Annotated in this window: 15 protein-coding genes; 7 read left to right on the top strand and 8 right to left on the bottom strand. The window is 71.3% G+C overall.

Annotated elements, in window-relative coordinates; translation table 11 throughout:
• The first annotated feature begins 48 nt into the window (after positions 1-48).
• The 4 genes from WMF12_RS27550 (at position 49) to WMF12_RS27535 (ending at position 7,610) form a co-directional block, all read left to right on the top strand.
• Entirely contained in the window at positions 49-1,182 is a 1,134-nt protein-coding gene (locus WMF12_RS27550; RefSeq protein ID WP_437850204.1) for a Kelch repeat-containing protein, read from the top strand.
• A gap of 223 nt (positions 1,183-1,405) precedes the next feature.
• A complete protein-coding gene (locus tag WMF12_RS27545) occupies positions 1,406-6,115 on the top strand; it encodes a DNRLRE domain-containing protein (protein WP_437850203.1) in 4,710 nt (1,569 codons plus the stop codon).
• Positions 6,116-6,454: 339 nt separating this feature from the next.
• Positions 6,455-7,153 (top strand): hypothetical protein, encoded by a 699-nt coding sequence (locus WMF12_RS27540; RefSeq protein ID WP_437850202.1) that lies wholly within the window; start codon positions 6,455-6,457, stop codon positions 7,151-7,153.
• Between the two features lie 250 nt (positions 7,154-7,403).
• Complete coding sequence (locus WMF12_RS27535) at positions 7,404-7,610, top strand: hypothetical protein (protein ID WP_437850201.1); 207 nt, start codon at positions 7,404-7,406, stop codon at positions 7,608-7,610.
• A 30-nt stretch (positions 7,611-7,640) separates the two neighbouring features.
• On the opposite strand, the gene WMF12_RS27530 is transcribed toward WMF12_RS27535, so the two are convergent.
• The gene (locus tag WMF12_RS27530; protein ID WP_437873903.1) at positions 7,641-7,994 is read right to left on the bottom strand and encodes a BON domain-containing protein; all 354 of its coding nucleotides are present in this window, start codon (positions 7,992-7,994) and stop codon (positions 7,641-7,643) included.
• Between the two features lie 147 nt (positions 7,995-8,141).
• On the opposite strand from WMF12_RS27530, the gene WMF12_RS27525 reads away from it, so the two are divergent.
• Both WMF12_RS27525 and WMF12_RS27520 read left to right on the top strand, forming a co-directional pair.
• A complete protein-coding gene (locus WMF12_RS27525) occupies positions 8,142-9,380 on the top strand; it encodes a hypothetical protein (RefSeq protein ID WP_437873974.1) in 1,239 nt (412 codons plus the stop codon).
• 774 nt (positions 9,381-10,154) lie between these two features.
• A complete protein-coding gene (locus WMF12_RS27520) occupies positions 10,155-11,474 on the top strand; it encodes a DUF5690 family protein (RefSeq protein ID WP_437850200.1) in 1,320 nt (439 codons plus the stop codon).
• A 60-nt stretch (positions 11,475-11,534) separates the two neighbouring features.
• On the opposite strand, the gene WMF12_RS27515 is transcribed toward WMF12_RS27520, so the two are convergent.
• Positions 11,535-13,022 (bottom strand): hypothetical protein, encoded by a 1,488-nt coding sequence (locus tag WMF12_RS27515; RefSeq protein ID WP_437850199.1) that lies wholly within the window; start codon positions 13,020-13,022, stop codon positions 11,535-11,537.
• Positions 13,023-13,355: 333 nt separating this feature from the next.
• On the bottom strand, positions 13,356-13,868 hold the full coding sequence (locus tag WMF12_RS27510; protein WP_437739662.1) for a hotdog fold domain-containing protein: 513 nt from the start codon (positions 13,866-13,868) through the stop codon (positions 13,356-13,358).
• 325 nt (positions 13,869-14,193) lie between these two features.
• On the opposite strand from WMF12_RS27510, the gene WMF12_RS27505 reads away from it, so the two are divergent.
• Positions 14,194-15,588 carry an RNA polymerase sigma factor gene (locus tag WMF12_RS27505; RefSeq protein ID WP_437850198.1) on the top strand — a complete coding sequence of 465 codons (1,395 nt, stop codon included), beginning with the start codon at positions 14,194-14,196 and terminating at the stop codon, positions 15,586-15,588.
• 40 nt (positions 15,589-15,628) lie between these two features.
• Here the strand turns inward: WMF12_RS27505 and WMF12_RS27500 are convergent, their stop codons facing one another.
• The 5 genes from WMF12_RS27500 to WMF12_RS27480 all read right to left on the bottom strand — a co-directional run bounded on the left by WMF12_RS27500 (position 15,629) and on the right by WMF12_RS27480 (position 20,874).
• Positions 15,629-17,902, bottom strand: a complete 2,274-nt coding sequence (locus WMF12_RS27500) for a hypothetical protein (RefSeq protein WP_437850197.1) — start codon at positions 17,900-17,902, stop codon at positions 15,629-15,631.
• Positions 17,899-19,299 (bottom strand): hypothetical protein, encoded by a 1,401-nt coding sequence (locus WMF12_RS27495; protein WP_437850196.1) that lies wholly within the window; start codon positions 19,297-19,299, stop codon positions 17,899-17,901. The genes WMF12_RS27500 and WMF12_RS27495 overlap by 4 nt, the downstream gene beginning before the upstream one ends.
• A complete protein-coding gene (locus WMF12_RS27490; RefSeq protein ID WP_437739658.1) occupies positions 19,296-19,610 on the bottom strand; it encodes a hypothetical protein in 315 nt (104 codons plus the stop codon). The genes WMF12_RS27495 and WMF12_RS27490 overlap by 4 nt, the downstream gene beginning before the upstream one ends.
• A 176-nt stretch (positions 19,611-19,786) precedes the next feature.
• The gene (locus WMF12_RS27485; RefSeq protein ID WP_437850195.1) at positions 19,787-20,170 is read right to left on the bottom strand and encodes a hypothetical protein; all 384 of its coding nucleotides are present in this window, start codon (positions 20,168-20,170) and stop codon (positions 19,787-19,789) included.
• Positions 20,167-20,874 carry an SCO family protein gene (locus WMF12_RS27480; RefSeq protein ID WP_437850194.1) on the bottom strand — a complete coding sequence of 236 codons (708 nt, stop codon included), beginning with the start codon at positions 20,872-20,874 and terminating at the stop codon, positions 20,167-20,169. Before WMF12_RS27480 ends, WMF12_RS27485 begins: the two co-directional genes overlap by 4 nt.
• Position 20,875 lies beyond the last annotated feature (1 nt).

The following is a 20,875-nucleotide window of genomic DNA, read 5'->3' as shown; positions in this document are numbered from 1 at the left end:
TGGAACAAGGAGGTCGCTCGGATGAGGTGCAGGGTTCAGCTTCGGATCGTGCTCATCGCTTCTTTCTCTCTCTTGCTCTCGTTCGCCGGTATCCGCCCGAGCGCCGCTCAGTCGAGCTTGCCCTATTGGACCGAGATTCCGCAGGGCGGCGCAGTCCCCGACGCCATCTGGGACGGCGCGAGCGCCTATCACCAGGGCATCTTCTACATCTTCGGCGGGTTGAACGGGACCTACCCGGATGACGAGCCCGTGGCCGATTTCAGCGCCTTCGACGTCGACACGCAGACCTGGTACGACCTCGGCCAGTACCCGGGCGGGCCGTCCGCCAGGGCCGAGTCGATGATGTGGTGCGTCGCCGAGGAGGACGCGCTGATCGTCTCCGGCGGGAGAGGTCCTTTCCGGCGCGGGCTCGACCTCACGCACCAGGACACGTTCCGGTTCGATCCGGTGCAGGGGTGGACGCAGATCTCGCAGAGCGCGGCCGAGATCGGGCGCGCCAACCGCTCCACGGAGGCGGTCGCCGTGCGCAAGAAAGGGAAGCACAAGACCGTCGCGTACGCCTTCTCGGGCTCGTCGTCGACGCTGCCGGCCTTCATCAATCGTCCTGACGGCCTCCAGCACAACCTGGTCCGCTACAAGAAGGGCTGGAAGCAGGTCGCGACCGGCTCGCCGGCCCCGCGCGCTCGCGCCCACCATCCGCTCATCTACGCCGAGGGCTGGAACGCCCTGCTCGTCTACGGCGGATACACGAACGACGCGGTGAACGGGACCGGCCTGTTCACGCCGGAGAACTACCTCGGCGACCTCTGGATGTTCGACCTCGACACGGAGACCTGGGATCAGCTCGTCTTCGACGAGGCCGCCGGGCCGGGCCACCGCGACAACGCGAAGCTGATCGCCGATGAGCACAAGGGCCGCATCTGGCTCTTCGGAGGCAGCCAGTTCGACGGTACAACCCTGTCCGATCTCTGGTACTTCGATCTCCACACAGGGACCTGGACGCGCGTGGACACCGCGATGACGGGGACGGCGCCGGCGCCGAGGTTCGGCCAGTTCTACTTCACTCGCAGGACCGCAACGGCCTACGAGCTCTACCTCTTCGGGGGAGCGACAGCGGAGTTCGCGCCGGTGCTGCTCAACGACATGTGGAGATTGACGATCCCCCTCGACTGCGGCGGCTGATCGCGAGCGAGCCCGGTGGGCTCACGCGTGGACGAGCCGCGCCGGAAGGAGGGAAAAATGAGGCGGTGCCTCAGGGAGACCTCCTCAGGTTACCACGAGAGCCTGCATCTCCGAAAGCTGGATCACGATCCAGGTCGCTATCTTGAGCGTGCTGATGCAGGGTGCCGCTCCCGGCGGGCGACCCGCGGATCACGACCGCGCGTCCCGCCAAAGGAGAAGCGTCATGACGCATGTCACCTCTCTTCGCAGGCTCGGCGCGATGGTCGCGCTGCTCGGCCTGAGCTGCTTCACGTTCCTCGGTATCGGGTGCTCCAGCACGGACATACCCGACGAATCGGACTCCGAGCACGTCGGCGCGGCGGAGCAGCCCCTCGTCGGCTTGCTGTGCACGCTCTTGGCAGTCAACGGCAAGGTCCAGATTTGCCACCATGCCGGCTCGGGGAGCCACCCCTACACCATCCTCCAGGCCAGCAAGGACGCCTGCATCCTCGAACACGTAGGCCACCTCCACGACTACATCGCCGTGGGCAACCCGAGCTGTAGCGGCGACGGCTGCCTGCCCGCGAACGCGTCCTGCGACGGGACGATCCCTTGCTGCGGCAACTCGTCGTGCACGAACGGCGTCTGCGGGTGTGACGCGGGCTGGGGCGGCGAGCGCTGCGAGACCCAGTGCCCGCCGGGGTTCACAGGCGCCGACTGCGATAGCCCTTCGCTCCCCTGCGAGCCCAGCCCCTGCCAGAACGGCGGCGTCTGCACGCCGGGCGCGCCCCCCAGCTCCACGTACACGTGCTCCTGCGCGCACGGGTACACGGGCGTGAACTGCGAGATCGACGCCTTCGCCGTCAAGCACTGCGATTCGAACCCCTGCGTGGGGGAGGGCAGCACCTGCGTCGACGACGCGCAAGGCTACACCTGCCTCTGCGCCGCGCCCTGCCCCACCAGCACGAACGAGTGCGAGCCAGGGGGCTGCGATTCGAGGACCGGTGTGTGCGTGATCCCCGCGGCGGTGCCGGACGGCGCCGCCTGCGCCGACGACGGGAACCCTTGCACGGTGGACACCTGCCAGGGCGGCGCGTGCGAGCACGTCGTCGGCCCTGATGTCTGCGGCGGCACGAGCTGCAACGGCACGCCGCTGGTCTGCGACCAGCACATGGGCGACTGCGCCACGGGCTCCTGCTTCGTCGCGCAAGACGCCGTCCCGGGCGCGTTCGTCGCGCAGACGATCACGCTCGGCGGCGCGGTCCTCCAGATCGCCCCCGAGACAGCTATCCAGGTCGGCGGCGCCACATCGGCGGCTCCCGTCACCATCACGCTCCAGGCGCTCAGCGATCCGTCGCTGCTCCCCTCGTCGCTGCCCACCGCGGATCCGGTGCTCTTCCCGATCTACCAGTTCGGCCCCTCGGGCACGCGGTTCTCGCCGGGGCTCCTGTTCACGATCCCCGTACCGCTCACGGCGACCACGCCGAGCGCGTGGCTCTGCGACGACTCGGGCCTGAACTGCGAGCGACGCAACGGGTTCCTCACCCTCGACAGCTCGGTCTCTCCCCCGCGGCAGACGCTCACGGTCGCGATCGACCACTTCAGCACGCTCGTTGTCACGCAGTCGCCGACCGCTGTCGCACAGGCGTCGTGCGTCACCGTCCAGCGGGGGTTTTCAGGCAACGTCATCGACGCCACCGCCCGGTACCAGATCCCCCACGACCCCCCCACCCAGCTCGTCGCCGGCATCGCGGCCCAGAGCAACCTCTATGGACCGGGAGGTACGGGGGGCACTTCGAGGTACTTGCCGCACGTGCAGTGGGACCTGAGCTCGATCCCGACGTACGCGAACGTCACGTCCGCGTTCATCCAACTCTTCGTCGAAAACAACTTGAGCCCCTACGAGGCGAGCACGTTCTACGCGGCGGCCGGACCGTGGGACGAGGCGACGATTACCTTCGGCAACAGGCCTGAGCTCTACCGCCAGCCCAGCGCGACGCTGCAGTACGGTAAAGGCTTTGCGCGCGCCGACGTCACGCTGATGACGCAGCTTTGGACGATCGGGGACACCCCGAACTATGGCGTCGCGCTCTACGCGGACATCCTCGACACGTCCGCCACCTATATGAACTACGGCGCCACGTCGTTCTGGAGCAGCGAGGCGCCCACCGTGAGCGTACGGCCCAGGCTGGACGTCTGCTACACGGTGGCCTGCCCCGGGCCGGGCTGCGTGGTGCAGGCGGGCCCCGGTCCCGTGACCCAGGTCAGCGCGGGTAACGACTTCACGTGCGTCGTGAAGAACGACGCCAGCCTCTCTTGCTGGGGCGACAACACCTTCGGCCAGCTCGGCGCGCCGGCCGGCACCTTCACCCAGATCAGCTCGGGAGGCTGGCATAGCTGCGCCATCGGCACGAGCGGCCAGGTCAGCTGCTGGGGCGACAACTCCTATGGCCAGGCCAGCCCGCCGTCGGGCACCTTCTCGTATGTCGCGTCGGGCGAGCTGTATACCTGCGGTGTGCGGACGAACGGCGACCTCGCTTGCTGGGGGCTCCAGAACGACGGCCTCCAGTTCGATTACGGCCAGGCCAGCCCGCCGCCGGGCACCTTCACGCAGGTCTCGGTGGGCGTTTACCGGGCTTGCGGCCTGCGAGCGGACCAGACGCCCGTCTGCTGGGGGAACAGCCCCACAACCTTCTCCCAGACCTACACGCAGGTCGCCACGAGCTCCGGGCAGACCACGTGTACCCTCTTCGCGGGCCAGCTCACTTGCACCGGCAACAACGACGCGGACGCGGCCACCCCGCCCACCCTCGACTCTTTTGGCCAGCTCAGCCTGGGATACCTTTACGGATGTGCTCTGAGGACCACCGGCACCCTCCACTGCTGGGGGGACAACAGCCATGGTCAGGCGACTCCGCCCCCTACCACGTTCGTCCAGGCCGCGACGGGCCGACAGCACGCGTGCGGCGTGACCTCGACTGGCACCGTCGCTTGCTGGGGGCGCGGCAGCTCCGGTGAGACCGCTGTCCCGGCCGCCTTCGCCGGCTTGACGCCGACGTGCACGGACGGGACGAAGAACGGCGCCGAGACGGGCAACGACTGCGGCGGCGGCACGTGCCCGCAATGCGTCGTCGGAGGCGGCTGCAGCACGAACTCGGACTGCGTTACCGGCAACTGCGCGGGCGGGGTTTGCAACGCCAACCCGTGCACCGCGGCGCCCTGCCAGAACGGCGGCACCTGCGCCTCGAGCGGGAGCAGCTACACCTGCGCCTGCCCGGCCGGCTACACGGGGACGAACTGCCAGACCCCTCCCGCCGGCCTGTGCAGCGGCGTGGTCTGCGCGCCCTCCGACGCGTGCCATGACGCGGGCACCTGCAACCCGATGACCGGGGTGTGCTCCAATCCCTCGTCGACCGCTTGCGCCACGGGGATGTTCAGCGACGGCGGCGGCCCGGGCGACCACCGGACCGATGGCCCGTACACCATCGGCACGCAGTTCCAGGTGGGGAGCAGCGCCGTGACGATCGGCGCCCTCGGGGCGCAGGATGACAGCCTCTCCGGACCGGCCGCCGACGGCTTCGTCGGCGGCGGCGTCCAGGTGGGACTGTGGGACGCGACGGGCACCACGCTCCTCGCGTCGACCACGGTGCTGAGCGCCGACCCGCTCGTCGGTACGTACCGCTACCGCGCTCTCGCGAGCCCCATCACGCTCCAGCCGAACACCAGCTATCTCATCGGCGCGCTGGTGGGTGGCGCCTTCGAGCCGTTCGAGGACAACATCGGAGCCGCGAAGTTCAGCGCCCACGGCGTGACGATCGTCGGCAATCGGTTCGCCTCGGGCGGCTCGCTGACCGCGCCGACCATCGATGGCACCGGGACGCTCGGGCGCTGGGCGCCGGCCAGCGCGCTGTTCGGGTGCTCCGGCGCGGGTTGCCAGGCCGGGATGTTCAGCGACGGCGGCGGCCCGGGCGACCACCGGACCGATGGCCCGTACACCATCGGCACGCAGTTCCAGGTGGGGAGCAGCGCCGTGACGATCGGCGCCCTCGGGGCGCAGGACGACAGCCTCTCCGGACCGGCCGCCGACGGCTTCGCCGGCGGCGGCGTCCAGGTGGGACTGTGGGACGCGACGGGCACCACGCTCCTCGCGTCGACCACGGTGCTGAGCGCCGATCCGCTCGTCGGTACGTACCGCTACCACGCTCTCGCGAGCCCCATCACGCTCCAGCCGAACACCAGCTATCTCATCGGTGCGCTGGTGGGGGGCGCCTACGAGCCGTTCGAGGACAACATCGGAGCCGCGAAGTTCAGCGCCCACGGCGTGACGATCGTCGGCAATCGGTTCGCCGTTGGCAATTCGCTGACCGCGCCGACCATCGATGGCACCGGCACGCTCGGACGCTGGGCGCCGGCCAGCGCGCTGTTCGGGTGCTTCGGTGCGGGCTGCCAGACCGCGCTCTTCAGCGACAGCGGCGCCCCGGCCAGCCACCGGACCGATGGCCCGTACACCCAGGGCGTCCTGTTCCAGGTGGGGAGCAGCGCCATGACGGTGAGCGCCCTCGGGGGACAGGATGGCAGCCTCTCCGGACCGGCCACCGACGGCTTCGTCGGCGGCGGTCTCCAGGTCGGGTTGTGGGACGCGACGGGCACCACGCTCCTCGCGTCCACCACGGTGCTGAGCACCGATCCGCTCGTCGAGACGTATCGCTACCACACGCTCGCGAGCCCGGTCACGCTGCAAGCCAACACGAGCTATCTGATCGGCGCGCTGGTGGGGGGCGGGGTCTTCGAGCCGTTCGAGGATAACGCCGGAGCCGCGAAGTTCAGCGCCCACGGCGCGACGATCGTCGGCAATCGGTTCGCCATCGGTGACTCGCTGACCGCGCCGACCCTCGATGGACTCGAGACGCTCGGGCGCTGGGCGCCGGCCTCCCTGCTTTTCTCGAGCCCGTAACCAGTGCTTCCGAGCACTTCCTGATCCTCGACCACCCCGCCACCCGAAGGCCCCGCGATCTCGCGATTGCGGGGCCCTCGTCGAACGAATCTCAGGGGACGAGCGCGCGGCGCTCCCCGCCGGGCAGCTCGCCCGCGACGACAATCCCTGTGCGGTAGAGGTCTTCGCCGTGGAGGTCGACGAAAGGCGCGTCATCAGCGGCAGTTCTCGGTCCCGCGAGGCCCTCGCACGCCTCCAGGATCGAACGCCGGGTGATGCGCTATTGGCCTCAAGTCTCATAGACACACGGCATCTCCGCTGCCATACTGGCGCTCGCAGTGCTCTTGCATCGATAATCAAATGCCCAGCCGGGTGGACCTCGACGATTACCCACCCGGCCGGCCGCCCATCGAGGAGATCTTCATGCGCACATTGCTCCGCGGCGCCGCCGCTTTCATTGCTGTCTTGATCACCGCCGGGCCCCTGTCCGCGGCGGGCAGCTCGATCCAGTTCGCGCGGGCGCAGCCCGAGGGAACGGTCGTCACTGTCAACGGCGTCGTGTCTGTCCCCTCGGGCGCGTTCGCGCCCAACGACCAGGGGTTCGCCATCCAGGCTGGGTCCTCGGGGCTCTATATCCACGACGCGCTGGGCGGGAGCTATGCGCTCGGCCAGGAGGTCGTGGTGACCGGCGCGGTGGCGAACAGCTACGGCCAGGTCCTCGGCGTCCAGCCCACGGACATCGCCGTCTCCGGCTCCCATCCAGTCCACCCGGCCGAGCCGATCGACACGGGCGACGTGGGCGAGGATTCCGAGGGGACCCTCGTCCGCATCGGAGGCACGGTGGTGGACGAGGTCTTCGACGACGGGGAGTATGGCTACCGGTTCCACGTCGACGACGGCTCGGGCGAGGTCACTGTGTTCGTCTATGCCGGGACCGGGATCGACGTGAGCGGCATCGCCTTGGGGGACGACGTGGAGATCACCGGGTTCAGCGGCCAGTTCCTCGATCACTACGAGGTGAACCCGCGGGTGCCCTCGGACATCGAGGAGCTCCCCTGAGCCTCGGGACGAAGGGGTCTGACGGCCTCTCTCGTCCCCTCGGCGCACGACCGGGTACCGTGTCGCCCAAGGACACGAAATTGCGGTGGCAAACCGTCGCGTTCCGTCGCTTCCGCCGCAATTTCGGGGGGATGTGACGACGGATCGCACCCCCTCGGAAGCTGTCGGCCCAACGTGGGCCCAACCGCCAAAGCTCGGGCAAAGAGCGGCGAGGGGCCTGGTCGCGTAAGCCGGGCGCCCGGCGCCTTTGTTGTCCGGCTGCGATGTCTGGTACTTCGATCTCCACACCGGGGCCTGGACGCGCGTGGACACCGCGATGACAGGGCCGGGGCCGAGGTTCGGCCAGTTCTACTTCACTCGCAAGACCGCCACGGCCTACGAGCTCTACATCTTCGGGGGAGCGACAGCGGAGTTCGCGCGCGTCTTTGGGTCGGCGTGCGACTTCAGATTGCGATGAGCCCCGTTGACGTGGAGCTCGGTGGAACTCTCAGGAGGCGTTCCGGCGCGACTCGTTGTTCTTCGTCTCCGGGGGCGACGTCGCGCCGATGGAGGTCGCGGAGCCCGCGGTGACGCCGCTCGTGCTCGCAGCCGCGCGCTCGCTCGACGACAACCCCGCGCTCGTCCTCACCTCGCCCTGCTGCTGCTCGCGGTAGAGCCGGATCTCGTTCCGCACGTCGACCACGCCCGAGATCCGCTCGGCGAGCGCCTCCAGCTGGTGCTTGAAGCGACGCTCGCGGACGGTCCCGGAGAGGACGACCTCGCCGTTCTGCACCTTCACCTCGACGTCGCTCGCGTCGAGGTCCGGCTGATCGGAGATCTGGTCGCAGATATCCTCGCGGATCCGCTCGTCCGAGCGCTTGTACCCCTTGGGCGGGCGACCACGCGAACCGCCGAGCCCGCCGCCCTGTCGAACGGTCTGGAGGAAGCTGCGGCCGCCTGGGGCCTGTCCGCCGGATCCCTGTCCGCCGTAGGGCTGAGGGGAAGGGCCTTGATCGCCGCCGAAGGACGACTCGTGGCCTTCGTACCCGCGCTGCTGTCCTGGCCGCTCGTTCCAGCCGCGCTCGTCGTCGGCCCACTGCCGGAGGCCGCCGCGGGCTCCGTATCCTTCGTGCTGGACTCCGCCCAGGCCTCCCTGGCGACCGAAGCCGCCCTGGCCGCCACCAGATCCACCCTGGCCACCGAATCCACCCTGGCCTCCGAGGCCGCCCTCACTGCCCTGGCCGCCGCCGAAGTGGCCCTGTCCGCCGAAGCCGCCCTGGCCAACCTGGCCGCCGAATCCACCCTGGCCACCGAAGTGGCCCTGACCGGCGCCATAACCGCCCTGGCTGCCGCCGAAGCCACCCTGTCCGCCGAAGTGGCCCTGTCCGCCGAAGCCACCCTGTTCGCCCAAGCGGCCCTGTCCGCCGAAGCGGCCCTGTCCGCCCTCATCGCCATAGACGCCCTGGCCACCGGCGAATCCGCCCTGGCCGCGGCCGAATCCCTCTCCGCCATAGCCGCCGAAGTGGCCCTGTCCACCGAAGCCGCCCTGGCCGCCACCGAGGCCGCCCTGGCCGCCGCTGAATCCGCCCTGGCCGCCGCCGTAACCGCCTTGGCCGCCGCCGAAGCCGCCTTGGCCGCCGTAGCCGCCCTGGCCGCCGCCGAAGTGACCTTGGCCGCCGTGACCGCCCTGGCCGCCACCGAAGCTGCCCTGGCCGCCGCCGAAGCCGCCCTGGCCGCCGCCGTAGCCGCGCCTGGCGTCAAGATCGTCGCGACCTCCTCGCTGGAAGTCATCACGCTGGCCGCCCCAGTCCTTACGCTGGGCGTCCTCGCGCTGCCCCCAGCCGCGATCCTGTCGGCCCTCCCAGGCGCGTTCGCCGCCGTGGCCGCGCCAGCTCGGGTCGCCCTCGCCGCCGCGCTCGCCCTCGTAGCCGCGTCCGACAGACTCTCGCTGATCGGAGCGACCGCGGAGATCATCGTGACCTCCGCGGGAAGGGCGCCGATCGTCTCGCTGGAGGACTTGCTCGTAGTTGCCACGATGCCCGTAACTAGCATCCCCGCTGGCTCCGCGCTCGCCACGATATCGCTCGTCTCCTCGCTGACCCTGGGTTGGCCCAAACCGCTCGTCGTCGCGCCCCGGCCCATCGTTATGTTCCTCGTCGATCCATCCCTGACGATTCGGCATGACTCCTCCGCCTTTCTTGCGAGAAGAGCGACACGGCAGCGAAACTGGGCCGCTCCTCTCCGGTGATCCAGCCGACGCTCGGTCCACATTGGGGCGACGCACGAGCGTGCGGGAGGACAGCCGTATCGGGCCGCCTGTCGTGCGTGCCTGTCCGGCGCCGCGTGGCCTGAAGATCCAGGGCCCCGACGCCCCGGCGCGATCCGACATCGCAAGGGGTGTTCCAGGACGGCGAGGGCGGTATTTCGCTCCGTTTTCAGGAAGATTTCGCCCCGTCAGGCCCCGCTGCGAGGTGCAATGCGCCCCATGCCGGAGCGACCAAAGCGTCTCACAGAGACGTTGTGCCACAGTGACGACATCATGAATTAGGGCCTCCCCTGAGCGTGGCTCGGGAGCCGACGGACGATGTCACATGACTTTCCGTGTTGCGCGGCGGCGTTTCTCACCGAGATGTTGATTTCCGAGCACCCGAGCTCGACCATGGCTCTGCGGATGAGCCCGCCTTATGGCGCCACGGACGAGCCCGCCTCATCGATTGCCGATGAGCTTCCTCGAACGCCGCACGCGCGCGGGCGCTCCCACGAAAGGCGCGAGAGACGAAGAGCGAGGACCGAAAAGCGGAGCGACGAGGGGCGAGCCGCGACACGAGCCGGGAGAAGAAAGAGCAGGGCGGAAGGCGAAAAATGTGACCATCGCGGCATGCCGGGCGGACGCTCGGCAGGCCACGGCGAGATCCGCGGTTCGCGTGTTCGTGTGCGGGCGGGAGCCCGGCCCGCTCCTCACCGAAAATCCATGCGCGCGCCGCGCGGCCGCGATTACCCTCGCGCCTTCCTCGGAGCTCCCATGCCGGCCCAGCGAAGCGTGACGAAATGGCTCGAGCGAGCCCCTGCGCCGGTGTTCACGGCCTTCGCCGTGATCGCCGCGTTCGCGACCTACTTCTGCATGTACGCCTTCCGCAAGCCGTTCGCGGTCGGCTCCTACAAGGGGATGGTCGCGCTGCCGCTGCTCCCGGCGCTCGATCTGAAGAGCCTCTACATCATCGCCCAGGTGCTCGGGTACTGCGCCTCCAAGTTCCTTGGCATCAAGGTCGTCTCCGAGATGCCGCCCGAGCGGCGCGCGCTCGCCATCCTCGCGTGCATCGGGGTGAGCGAGGTCGCGCTCGTCCTGTTCGGGCTCGCGCCGGCCCCGTACGCCGCCGCCTTCCTGGTGCTGAACGGCCTGCCCCTCGGCATGGTCTGGGGGCTCGTCTTCGGCTTCCTCGAGGGGCGCCGCGTGAGCGATCTGCTCGGCGCCGGCCTCTGCGCCAGCTTCATCGTCGCGAGCGGCTTCGTAAAGACCGTTGGCAAAATCACGCTCGGCTGGGGGGTCCCGGAGGTCTGGATGCCCGCGGTGACGGGGGCCCTCTTCTTCCCGCCGCTGCTCCTCTCGGTGTGGATGCTCGCGCAGATCCCGCCGCCCTCGGTGGACGACGAGGCGCTCCGGACCCGGCGCGCGCCCATGGACCGCGCCGCGCGGCGCGCGTTCGTCCTCGCGAACGCCGGCGGGCTCGCGACCCTCGTCCTCGGCTACGTCGTCCTCACCGCCTACCGCGATTTCCGGGACAACTTCGCCCGCGAGATCTGGGACGCCCTCGGCTACACCGACCAGCCGGCCATCCTGACGACGGCCGAGATCCCCGTGGCGATCGGCGCGCTCCTCTCGGTCGCGGTGATGATCGGCATCCGCAACAACCGCGCGGCGCTCGTCGCGATCCACGGCGTCATGGTCGCCGGGGCGGCGCTCGCGGGGCTGAGCACCGCGCTCTACCAGGCGGGCGTCATCGGCCCCGTCGCCTGGATGATCAGCGTCGGGCTCGGGCTCTACGTGGGGTACGTCCCCTACAACTGCGTCCTCTTCGACCGGCTCATCGCGGCCGTGGGCTCGGTGGCGACGGCGGGATTTCTGATCACCGCGGCCGACGCCTTCGGCTACCTCGGGAGCGTGGCGCTCCTGCTCTACAAGAGCTTTGGCCAGGCGAAGCGCTCGTGGCTCGAGTTCTTCCTCGGCTTCAGCTACGCGACCGCGTTCCTCTGCGGGGCCCTGTTCGCCGCATCCGCGGCGTACTTCTGGCTGCGCACCCACGGCCCGTCCGCCACGGTGCGGCCCGCGGCGCTCGACGCATGAGCGCGCCGCCCGCTGCCGGTCGCGCAGGCGAGCGGCGCGGGCGAGCGTGGGGGGAAGGGCTCAGTTGATCGGCGGGATCTCGGTCTTGCAGCCGACCTGGAGCTGGACCTGCCCGCCCGCCTGGAAGTGGGTGCAGGTCGCGGGGCACATCACGATCTTCGTCGGCGTGCCGCCGGTCGTGGGGTCGACGTCGTAGTACCAGCCGCCGGCGGTCGCGTCGCAGCGCGCCTCGCTGGCCACGTAGAAGATGGTCGACGGGTCGGCGCCCTCCGGCGGCGTGTGCTGGACGTTGAGCGTCCCGTAATCGAGCGTCTGCCCGGCGGACGGCGCCGGGACCTGGTACTCGCACGCGAGGCTCGTCCCGCGGATCTCGCTGAGCGCGTCGAGGAACGCCTGCGTGACGTCGGAGCTCGTGTCGATGAAGTAGGCCGACGTCGTCCCGCCGCCCTCGGCGATGCGGTTCATCGTGGCCTGGGCGCCGTCGTCGTCCCTGCCGAAGACACCGATGACGAAGGTCGAGATGCTCGGCGAGCCGCCCAGCCCCTCGGCCGCGATCTCCGCGATGCCGTCGGCGGACGTGGGATTGCACTCGGTGGGCATCCCGTCGGTGGCCAGCACGGTAACGACCCTGTGGGTCGGGTTCGCCTGGGCGTGGGCCCGGGCCTGGGCGATCGCGCCGGACAGGGCGCCGGCGGTGGGCGTGCCCCCGTCGGGGAATGTCCGGTCGATCGACCCGATGAGCTCGTCGGCCCAGGCGGCGTCGAGCGGCGCGATCGAGACGGCGGGCGTCGCGTAGTCCTCGGTGACGCACGAGTACGGGTGAGCGCAGCTGCTCCGGGACACCTTGTTGCACGTGCCCGCGCGGTTGGGACAGCGCTCGCCGATGTCACCGCAGATGACGTCCGTGTTCTGGGAGCAGACGCCGATGTCGATGCACTCGTCGCCGTCCGGGCAGTCCGAGTCGGCGACGCAGACCTGGAGGCCCGTGCGGGCGTCGAACGAGCTGCGACAGGCCCGGAGCGCGCACGGCCCGCTGACGCCGCACTCCTCGTTGGTCCTGCAGCTCATGGGCTGGCCGGCGTTCAGCAGAGGGAAGTACTGGAGCCCGACGCCGAGCCCCTCCGACTTGGGGTCGGTGAAGAAGGCCTCGAGCGCGTCGGTCACGGCGGTCCACTTGGTGCCGCCCGTCGCGAGCTGATCTCTCATCGACCCCGACGAGTCGAGCATGATGTAGAGGTCGAGCGGCACGAGCTCCGCCGTCTTCGTCTCCCCCGCGCACGACGCCTCGCCGCCGGCGCCCTCTCCGGCGCCGCTGCTGGGCCCGGTGGTGATCTCTCCAGGCCCGTCGGTGCCATATCCGGTGCTCGTCTCCCCGCCTGTTCCCGGGCCATTCCCCGAGCCATTCCCCGGGCCTGTCCCCGTGCTGGCCCCGGCACCCGCTCCGCCGGCTCCGCCGGCGGAGACCGAGCCATCGGCCCCCCCGCACGCCGCGAAGATCACGCTGATCCCCGTCGCGGCGAGCGCCACCATCGTTGACCGGTTCCTCATGAGAAGAATCGAAACACCCTGGAAGCGCTTTGTCGAGCGCGTTGACTCGAACCCTCTGTCCGCGCTCCGGTTCGGTGTGGGACGGGGTGAGACGCTTCAGGGGAGGTCGGGCGGCAGCTGAGCTCCCCGTGTGCTTGCGGGCACAGGATTGCTCCGAAGCACAGGATTGCTCCGGCCCGCAAGGTGCTTTGGAGCACACGTCTGCTCCGGAGCTTAGGGCTCCGCCGCAGCGCAGCGTGCTTTGGAGTACAGGGGCCTCCGGCGCGTGGCGCTTTGCCGGAATGCAGGGGTCGGGAGCGCCGGGGGGCTCCGTAGGGCGGCGCGGCGCCGAGCTCAGGGGTGCTTCTTCGGACCGACGAGGCTGCGGAGGACGGCGCGGGCGACCTCGGCCCCCGTCGCGTCGCGCAGGCTCACCGGGATATCGTACTCCCTGCGCTCGCTGGTCTCCGGGAGAGGGCACTCGCAGACGGCGCGGATCGTCCCGCGCGCCTTCTTCACGTACTCGATCGAGAGGCCCGCGACGATGAACCGGGCGTCATCGGGGAGCGCGTAGGACAGCGCCGTGTTGCCGGTGAGCTCGGCGAGGTTGACGAGCGCGACGGCGTGCACCGAGCGGAGGTGGTTGCGCAGCCCCGGCCGGTCGCGCATCGACACCTCCGCGCGGCCGCGCTCGAGGACCTCGACCTCGGCGCGGATCGTCCCCGTGTACGGGGCCATCGCGCCGATGAGCCGGCTGAACAGGCGCTTGCCCCCTGGCAGGAGGCTCAGCTTGTCCCAGACGTCGCGGATGGTGTTGCGGCGCGAGCTCGCCGCGATCGATGCAAGAGAGAAGTCGGTGAGCTTCATGCGCTGGATCCGCCGGGCGGGGGCGCCAGCCTGCCTCGAGTCGCGCGCGGACGCACCCGGAATCCCCGGCGAGCCGGTGCGTCCCGGCGCCTCCTCGCGCCGCAACCTGGGCGCAGCATGATTCATTCTCAGCATGAATTGTACTTCAGAATGATATTCGATAATCGGATGGCTCCGGAGCGCCCTGGCGCCCCCGTTTTCGCGAGGATTCTGCGGCATTTCCGGGCTCCGGACGCCCGTGAGCAGCCGTCCGGGCCCCCCGTCCGTCGCGCATGGCCTGCTTCGGGCGGCAATCTCCCGTCCGTGCCCGGAACTGGACTTGTGTATGACAAGACCTCGACGTCCGGGCCAAGGTGGCCCACCCGAGAAAGAGCGCGCTTTCGAGCTTCTCTTTCGTGAGCAAACCTCCGCGCTCGTAGGGCGCTGGCTGACGGGCCTGGGGGTCCCGCTGCGCGATCGCAAGGACCTCGCGCAGGAGGTCCTGTTCGCGGCGTACCTCAGCTTCAACAAATACAATCCCGAGATCTCCCGGCCCGAGCGCTGGCTGAACAGGATCACGGTCCACACGGCCTCGCACTACCTGCAGCGGGCCCAGCACCGCTACGAAGAGCTCGTGCCCGACGATGAGCTCCCTCCCCTCGTCGACCCCTCCAAGACCTCGGAAGAGCTGCTGATCTCGGATCAGGAGCGGCTCGTCGTGCTGGAGCTCATGCAGCAGCTCGACGCCGACGCGCACTGGATCCTGGTCGGGCACGATCTCCACAGCACCCCGATGGCGGATCTCGCGCAGCAGCGCGGCATCCCGCTGTCCACCGCGTACAAGTGGCGCGCGCGCGCCATCCGCCTGTTCCACGACATCGTCGTGAAGCGCCGGCGCGAGGACCGGAAGAGGGAGGGCTTTCGCCTCGTGTTGCCCCTGGATCTGGCGGCGCTCCTCGCCACCGCGCGGATCTCGCCGCGCGTGCCCGACGACGTCCGGGTCTCGATCCTCCGCGGCGTGCAGGAGTCGGTGGGGGCGCTCAAGGCGGGCAGCGCCGGGAACGCCGCCGGGGGCGTCGGCCAGGCGCTGAGCGACGCCGCGGCGTGGCTCAAGGGCCTCGCGAAGCTCGTCCAGGTGCCGACCCTGGGCGTGGCCGCGCCCGTCGCGGCCACGGCGGCGGCGGCCACGGGGGCGGCATGGCTCGCGCTCCAGGCCCCGGAGCCGCCGCCTCCGCAGGAGGTGAGGCACGTCGTGCCCGCGCTCATCGCCGCCATGCCGCCGCGCCGGCCCGCCGAGCCGCCGGCGCCGCCCGTCGCGCCGCCGGCGGCCCCGGCGCCCGTCGAGGCGCCGCGGCCGAGCCCCCCGGCCCAGCGGCGCGCGCGCGTGCCGCCGCGCGACCGGGGGGAGCGCTCGCCGGCGCCGGTCGCCGCCGAGACGATCGAGAAGCTCAAGATCGAGATCGACGGGCCCGGCAGCAATCACGACATCGCCCTGTTCGACGCGGTCACCGAGGCGCTGCAGGCGCGCGATCCGGACCGGGCGACCGCGGCGCTCCAGCGCTACGAGCGCGAGATGCCGAACACCCTCTTCGCGTCGGAGCGCAAGGTGCTCTGGATCCGGGCGTTCGTGATCGCGAGGCGTTACCCGGAGGCGCGCGCCCTGCTCGAGGAGGTGCGGCTCGATACCGCGATCCAGCGGCAGGCGATCGAGGAGCTGGACATGATCCTGAACCCCCGGTGAGCGGGCGACCGGGCCGCCGCGCGCCCCGCGCCGCGGCGGCTCAGTCGCCGGCGTAGGTGCCGAAGCTCGCCCGGCCGCTCGTGGAGACCTGCGGGGCGGCCTGGCCCACCTGCACGACCGCGGACACGAACGCGGCGGGCTTGAGCCCCTCGTCGGGCCCGGCGTCGTTGGTGATGTACTCGAGCCCGAGCCCCGCCAGGAAGCCGAACGACGTGGTGTTGCCGCCCGAGCCGAGGATGGGGATCGTCGGCGCGACGCCGACGTAGCCGAGGAGGCCGACCCGCCCCTCGCCGAGCGTCTGCACGAAGCCGCCGAGCTGCGCCGCGATCGGGAAGGCCCGGCGCTCCACCGGGTCGTAGCGGTCGATCGCGAGCGCGACGCCGACGGCGCTGAGCACGCTCCGCGTGACGAGGGGCTTCTCCACCCACGGCGCGCGGGTGACCTGCAGCGTCGCCAGCATCGCCGGGACGGTGAGGTACGCGCGGAAGCAGGTCCCCGCGGCCTCGAGCGTCTGGAAGTTGTCCTCGCCGCACAGCGGGACCGAGTGGATCGCCACCGATCCCACGAGGCGCCGGGCGCGCTCCGGCTCGCCGGGCTCGTTCGAGCGCAGCGAGCTCGCGACGCGGCCCGCGTCGGAGACGAGCACCACCTTGCCCTGCGGGCTCAGCGGATCGCTGTAGACGGCCAGCCGGAGCCGCGCGTCCCCGTCGAAGTCCTCCGCGAGCGGCGGGAGCGCGAACTCCGCGCTGCTCGGCGTGACGATCCACGTGCCGTTCTGGAGGAGCTCGATCGGCGTGCCGCTCCGCATCTGATCGGTGCGCGTCAGCGAGACATGGAGCGCGAGCGGCGCCACGAGCCGGTGCTTGGCCTGGCCCGTCAGCCGGATCCGGCAGTTGCCCAGCCGGAGCGGCGCCGGCGAGATGACGACCGCGCCGTGCGCGAGCGGTTGTGGCCCGGGGCGCGATGGATCCACGTCGGGCGCCCGGCGAGGAGGCGGCAGCCCGGCCGGCGGCTGGGCCTGCGCCGGAGGCGGGGCCTGCTCCACCGCGCCGGGCTGCGCCGTCGGACCGGCCTGCGCCGCCGTCGAGGGCCGCCGGCCGGCGCCTGCGCCGCCCTGGAGCTGTCCATTCGCGCGCGCAGGTACCCGGCCCGCCGGCGGGGCAGGGGACGCCGCCCGCGGCCCGGGCGGACGGGCGCTCCCGGGCGGCGGGAGGCTCCCGGCATCCGCGCGGGGCGCGATCGGCGTGGGGCCGCAGTCGACCTTCAGGTCGTCGGCGAGCGGATCGGGGAAGAGGAGCCGCGCCGGGTTCGACTCGACGAGGTTCTCGAGCGGCGGGATGGTGACCCGGTACGTCGCGTTGACGACGTTGGCCGCCGCGGGCGCGTGGAGGTTGAAGGCGGTGACCCGGAGCCAGCCGCCGCCCGGGAAGACGCGGAGGACCTTGCCATCGGGGCGCCCGCAGCCGCCCGAGGCGACCTCGAGGACCGGCACGGTGAACGTGCGCTGGAACGGCTGCACCCGGGCGTTGCCGCAGCTGTCGACGATGGCGAGGTAGTGGAAATCGGCCATCTCCGACTGCTTCGGCCACTGCATGCCCAGCGTGAGCTCGCCCGCGTCGGCCGGCGGCGGCTCGGGCCGGCCGTCGCGGCAGACGTCCACGCGATCGGACGACAGCGGCGATAGCGGCGACGGCGGCGACGGCGCGGCGGGCGCGCCCACGGGAGACCGCGGGGCGTCGGCGACCGGGCGGTAGGCGCAGACGTGCCGGTACGAGCGGCGGCCGAGCAGCACCGGGTCGAAGTCGAGCAGGCGCTGGCCGTCCTCGGTGAGCCGCCCCCACACCGTGAGCGGCAGGGGCAGCGTCGGGGTCTGGAGCTTGATCGAGCGCAGCATCTGGTCGCCGATCGGGCTCTGCCCGGGATCGCCGGTCTGCGCGGCGCAGCCGCCGCCGCTGCACAGCCAGCGGCCGCCGCGGCGCGCGGCCTCGATCGGGACCGGATCGGTGTCGCGGACGCTCATCCAGACGCGGCGCGCGTCCGGGAAGATCTCCGGCCCGCCGGCCGACGAAGCGGCGCTGGCCGTGCCCGCCGGCGCGCGCACGACCTGCAGGCTGCCGCCGAAGTCGGCGGGGACGGCCATCGGCGCCGCGTCGGTCGGGCGCCTCAGGGAGGTGGCCGGCTCCGGCGTCTCCTCGTCTTCGGTCTCCCCGGTGTCCGTCTCGGGATCGTCCTGCGCCGGCGCGGTGGCGGGCGCGGCGATCGCGAGCGCGAGCGCCACGGCCGACAGGAACATGGCGGATCTGCGTGCGCTCACGGCGAGCCTCCCCCTCCGGCGCCCGGCTCAGGCTCCGGCTCCGTCTCCGTTTCGGCGTCCTCTTCCGGCTTTGGCTCCGGCGTGACGGTGATGGGCTCGGAGGAGCACTCCGGGCTCGCGAGCAGGCGGGGCGTCACACGGAGCGTCGTCGTCCCCGGCGCGACAGCGACGCCCTGGATGATCGTCGCCTCGCTGTCCTCGCCGTGCAGGGTCACGGACGCCTCGCCGAGCGCGATCACCTGGTCGTCGCCGACGGTCAGGTCGACGGGGACGGCGATGCGCACGCGCTCGGCGTTGTAGGCGCTCACCTCGAAGAGATCGCCGGGCGTCCCCGCGGCGACGACGCTCCGGAGGGCGCGCACGCGGAGCAGGCGCGGCTCGGGGTCGACGGTGAGCGAGGGGATCGGGTCGAGCGCCTTCTGCCCCGAGCTCACGGCGATCTTCACCTCGCCGCCGAGGTCGCTGAAGCACAGGATGAAGGGCGGGCTCTCCCCGGTCGCGCCGAGCAGCACGCGCAGGCGTGAGGCCCGCTCGAGGCAATCGGGGGTGAGCGAGAGGGCGGCCTCGCTGTGCAGCGACTCGATGATCACCGGCGCGTGCTCCACGACGCCCGGCGCGTCCAGGGGAGGCGACGCGCGGACGCGCGCCTCGCGCGCCCGGATCGCGCCTGGCCGCCAGGTGGCGCCGAGATCGTCCGGCAGGGGGCCGATCGTGCACATGAGGGGGACGTAGGTCGCGAGCACCCGGTCGCTGTCGCCGAGGCCCCCCGCGATGAGCGCGAAGTTGGTGGCGTCCTCCGGCAAGCCCGCGGGGAGGATCGTGATCGGGAGCTCCTCGGTGCGGTCGGCCCACGAGACGACGAGCCGCGCCTCGCCGGACCAGTCGCCCTCCGAGGCGGCGGTGAAGCGGGCGTAGCCCTGGGTTCCGGCGGTGCAGCGGAACGCGCCGTCCTTCAGGCCGCACGAGGCCCCGTTTTCCTGGTCGCGTTCCACGGGGTGCAGCGCGAGCGCCTCGCTCGGGACGGCGCGGACCTCGACGTAGCCGCCGTACGCCGGCTCGTTCGCCTCGGTCAGCTTGAGCGAGACCGCGGTCCGCCAGGGGCTCTGGCGGGGCAGCACCGGCTTGCCCGCCTCGTCGAGCGTGTCGGCGGCGAACAGCGGCCCGGCGACGTCGGCGCGGAGCTCGACCTGCCCGCTCCCGGCGAGGGGATAACCGCGCTCGATGCAGGCCGAGGCGAGCGAGGCGAGGAGGAGCGCGCCGGCGGCCGCCGCGAGGAGCGGCGCGCTCGGTCGGCGCAGGCGGCGCGGGCGAGCTTTCGCGTGGAGCGCGCGTGGAGCGCGAGGCGCGCGAGGCGCGCGCGGGCAGGAGCGGGGCACGGCCGGCCGGGGCGCGCTCACTTCTGGTAGATCTCGGTGTACTCGGTCCCGAGCGGGTGGCGGTGCCAGGCGTAGGCGCTCTGCGGGAACCCGCTCTCGTCGGTGTAGTCGCAAGGGCCGAGCTCCCACTCGGTGTGCCAGACGCTCGCGCCCGTCGCGGGGTCGACGGACATCCCGTGGGCGGTCACGTCGCTCTCCGGCTCGGCGGGGTCGTGCACGACGCGCGTGGCCTCGTCGAGGTAGCGCTCGAGGACCGCGACGGGGATGCGCGCCACGCGCTTGCCGGGCATCGGGATGAGGAACACGTCGCTCTTGTCATCGGTGCTGGTCATGGAGCTCTCTCCTGGCGAGCAGCGGGGGGCGGCGTTCCGGGCCGCGGAGCGCCGGCTCCGTGGCCGCGGGTCGCGCCGGAGCGCGGGCTCTCGCTGGTGCTCGGCGCCATCCCTCCAACGCGGCGCAGAGCATACCTGCTTCCCGCAACGCGAGGGAGCGCTTCGCGCGGCGCGCGTCAGGGAGGCGATGTCTGCAGAGGCGTGCCGGGCGGCAGCTCCTTGAGGTCGGTGACGAGCGACGTCGGGTACCGCTCCCAGTCGACGACGAACGTGAACTCGATCGTGTCGTCGAGCGCCAGGCCATCGAGCGACACCTCTCGGGCGACGCCGAACGGCATCGCCATCGAGGCCATGCCCCTCTTGCGGCCGTCGCGGCTCACGAAGTCGGGGATCGGCTCGTGATGGATGAGCAAGACCCGCTGACCGTCCGGATACGCGATGTTGCGGAGCACGCCCCGGCTGTGATAGCGGGCGCCGTCCTCGCCTCCGCCGCGGCAGGCGAGGACGGTCATCAGCGGGGCGAGCGCGAGCCTCGCGAGGGTGCTTCGGGGCGGCGTCACGGGTGGACCGGCGGCAGCTGGCTGACCTCGGCGGGCGCGCGGGGCGCGACGCCGATGCCGGGGCGCTTTTCTTGCGGGAGCATCCAGAGGATCTGCTCCAGCATGACGTCGGGGTTCGTCAGGCAGGGGCACGCGGCCCACTGCTGGTGGGCCACGTTCCCGTACAGGACCACGCCGATATGCGACGATGCGCTCCCGTCGATCTCCGGATCGGGGTCGACGAAGCCGAGCTTGCGCCGCACGAGATCGAGATCGCCGGCGCTCCCTGTCAGGAAGAGCCAGCCCGGCTTGACGCCGTGGGCCGCCGCGTACGTGCGCAGCACGTCGGGCGTGTCTTCTTCGGGCTTGAGGGTGAACGAATACATGAAGACGTCGCGGCCGACCGCGTCCCCGAGCCTGTTTTGCACCCTGCGCAGGTTGGCGGTGGTGCCCGGGCAGATCCCCTCGCAGCGCGCATACATGAAGTTGATGACGACGACCTTGTCCTTGAGGAGGTCGTCATAGAGGCGAACCTCCTTTCCCTCGTGGGTGCGCAGCGTCACGTCGGGAAAGTAGTCGGCGCCGAAGCCGCCCGGGCTGGGCGCGAAGCGCGCCACCGCCCGCGGCTTCGCCGGGAGCCCCTCGCTGGCCATGACGTAGGCCGCCGGGGCGAGCGCGCACAGCGCGTACAGGCCCCAGCGGAGCATCCGGACACGGTTCGACATA

The sequence above is a fragment of the Sorangium sp. So ce363 genome (genome assembly GCF_051520435.1).
Lineage (GTDB): Bacteria > Myxococcota_A > Polyangia > Polyangiales > Polyangiaceae > Sorangium > Sorangium cellulosum_B.
The sequence above is the reverse complement of the archived record's forward strand: the minus strand, read 5'-3'. Positions and strand labels throughout refer to the sequence as shown.

Coding starts and splice junctions, on each gene's coding strand:
- WMF12_RS27510 (WP_437739662.1), bottom strand. CDS start 13,868: ATGAAGCTCACCGACTTCTCTCTTGCATCGATCGCGGCGAGCTCGCGC.
- WMF12_RS27505 (WP_437850198.1), top strand. CDS start 14,194: ATGACAAGACCTCGACGTCCGGGCCAAGGTGGCCCACCCGAGAAAGAG.
- WMF12_RS27490 (WP_437739658.1), bottom strand. CDS start 19,610: ATGACCAGCACCGATGACAAGAGCGACGTGTTCCTCATCCCGATGCCC.
- WMF12_RS27545 (WP_437850203.1), top strand. CDS start 1,406: ATGACGCATGTCACCTCTCTTCGCAGGCTCGGCGCGATGGTCGCGCTG.
- WMF12_RS27540 (WP_437850202.1), top strand. CDS start 6,455: ATGCCCAGCCGGGTGGACCTCGACGATTACCCACCCGGCCGGCCGCCC.
- WMF12_RS27515 (WP_437850199.1), bottom strand. CDS start 13,022: ATGAGGAACCGGTCAACGATGGTGGCGCTCGCCGCGACGGGGATCAGC.
- WMF12_RS27520 (WP_437850200.1), top strand. CDS start 10,155: ATGCCGGCCCAGCGAAGCGTGACGAAATGGCTCGAGCGAGCCCCTGCG.
- WMF12_RS27480 (WP_437850194.1), bottom strand. CDS start 20,874: ATGTCGAACCGTGTCCGGATGCTCCGCTGGGGCCTGTACGCGCTGTGC.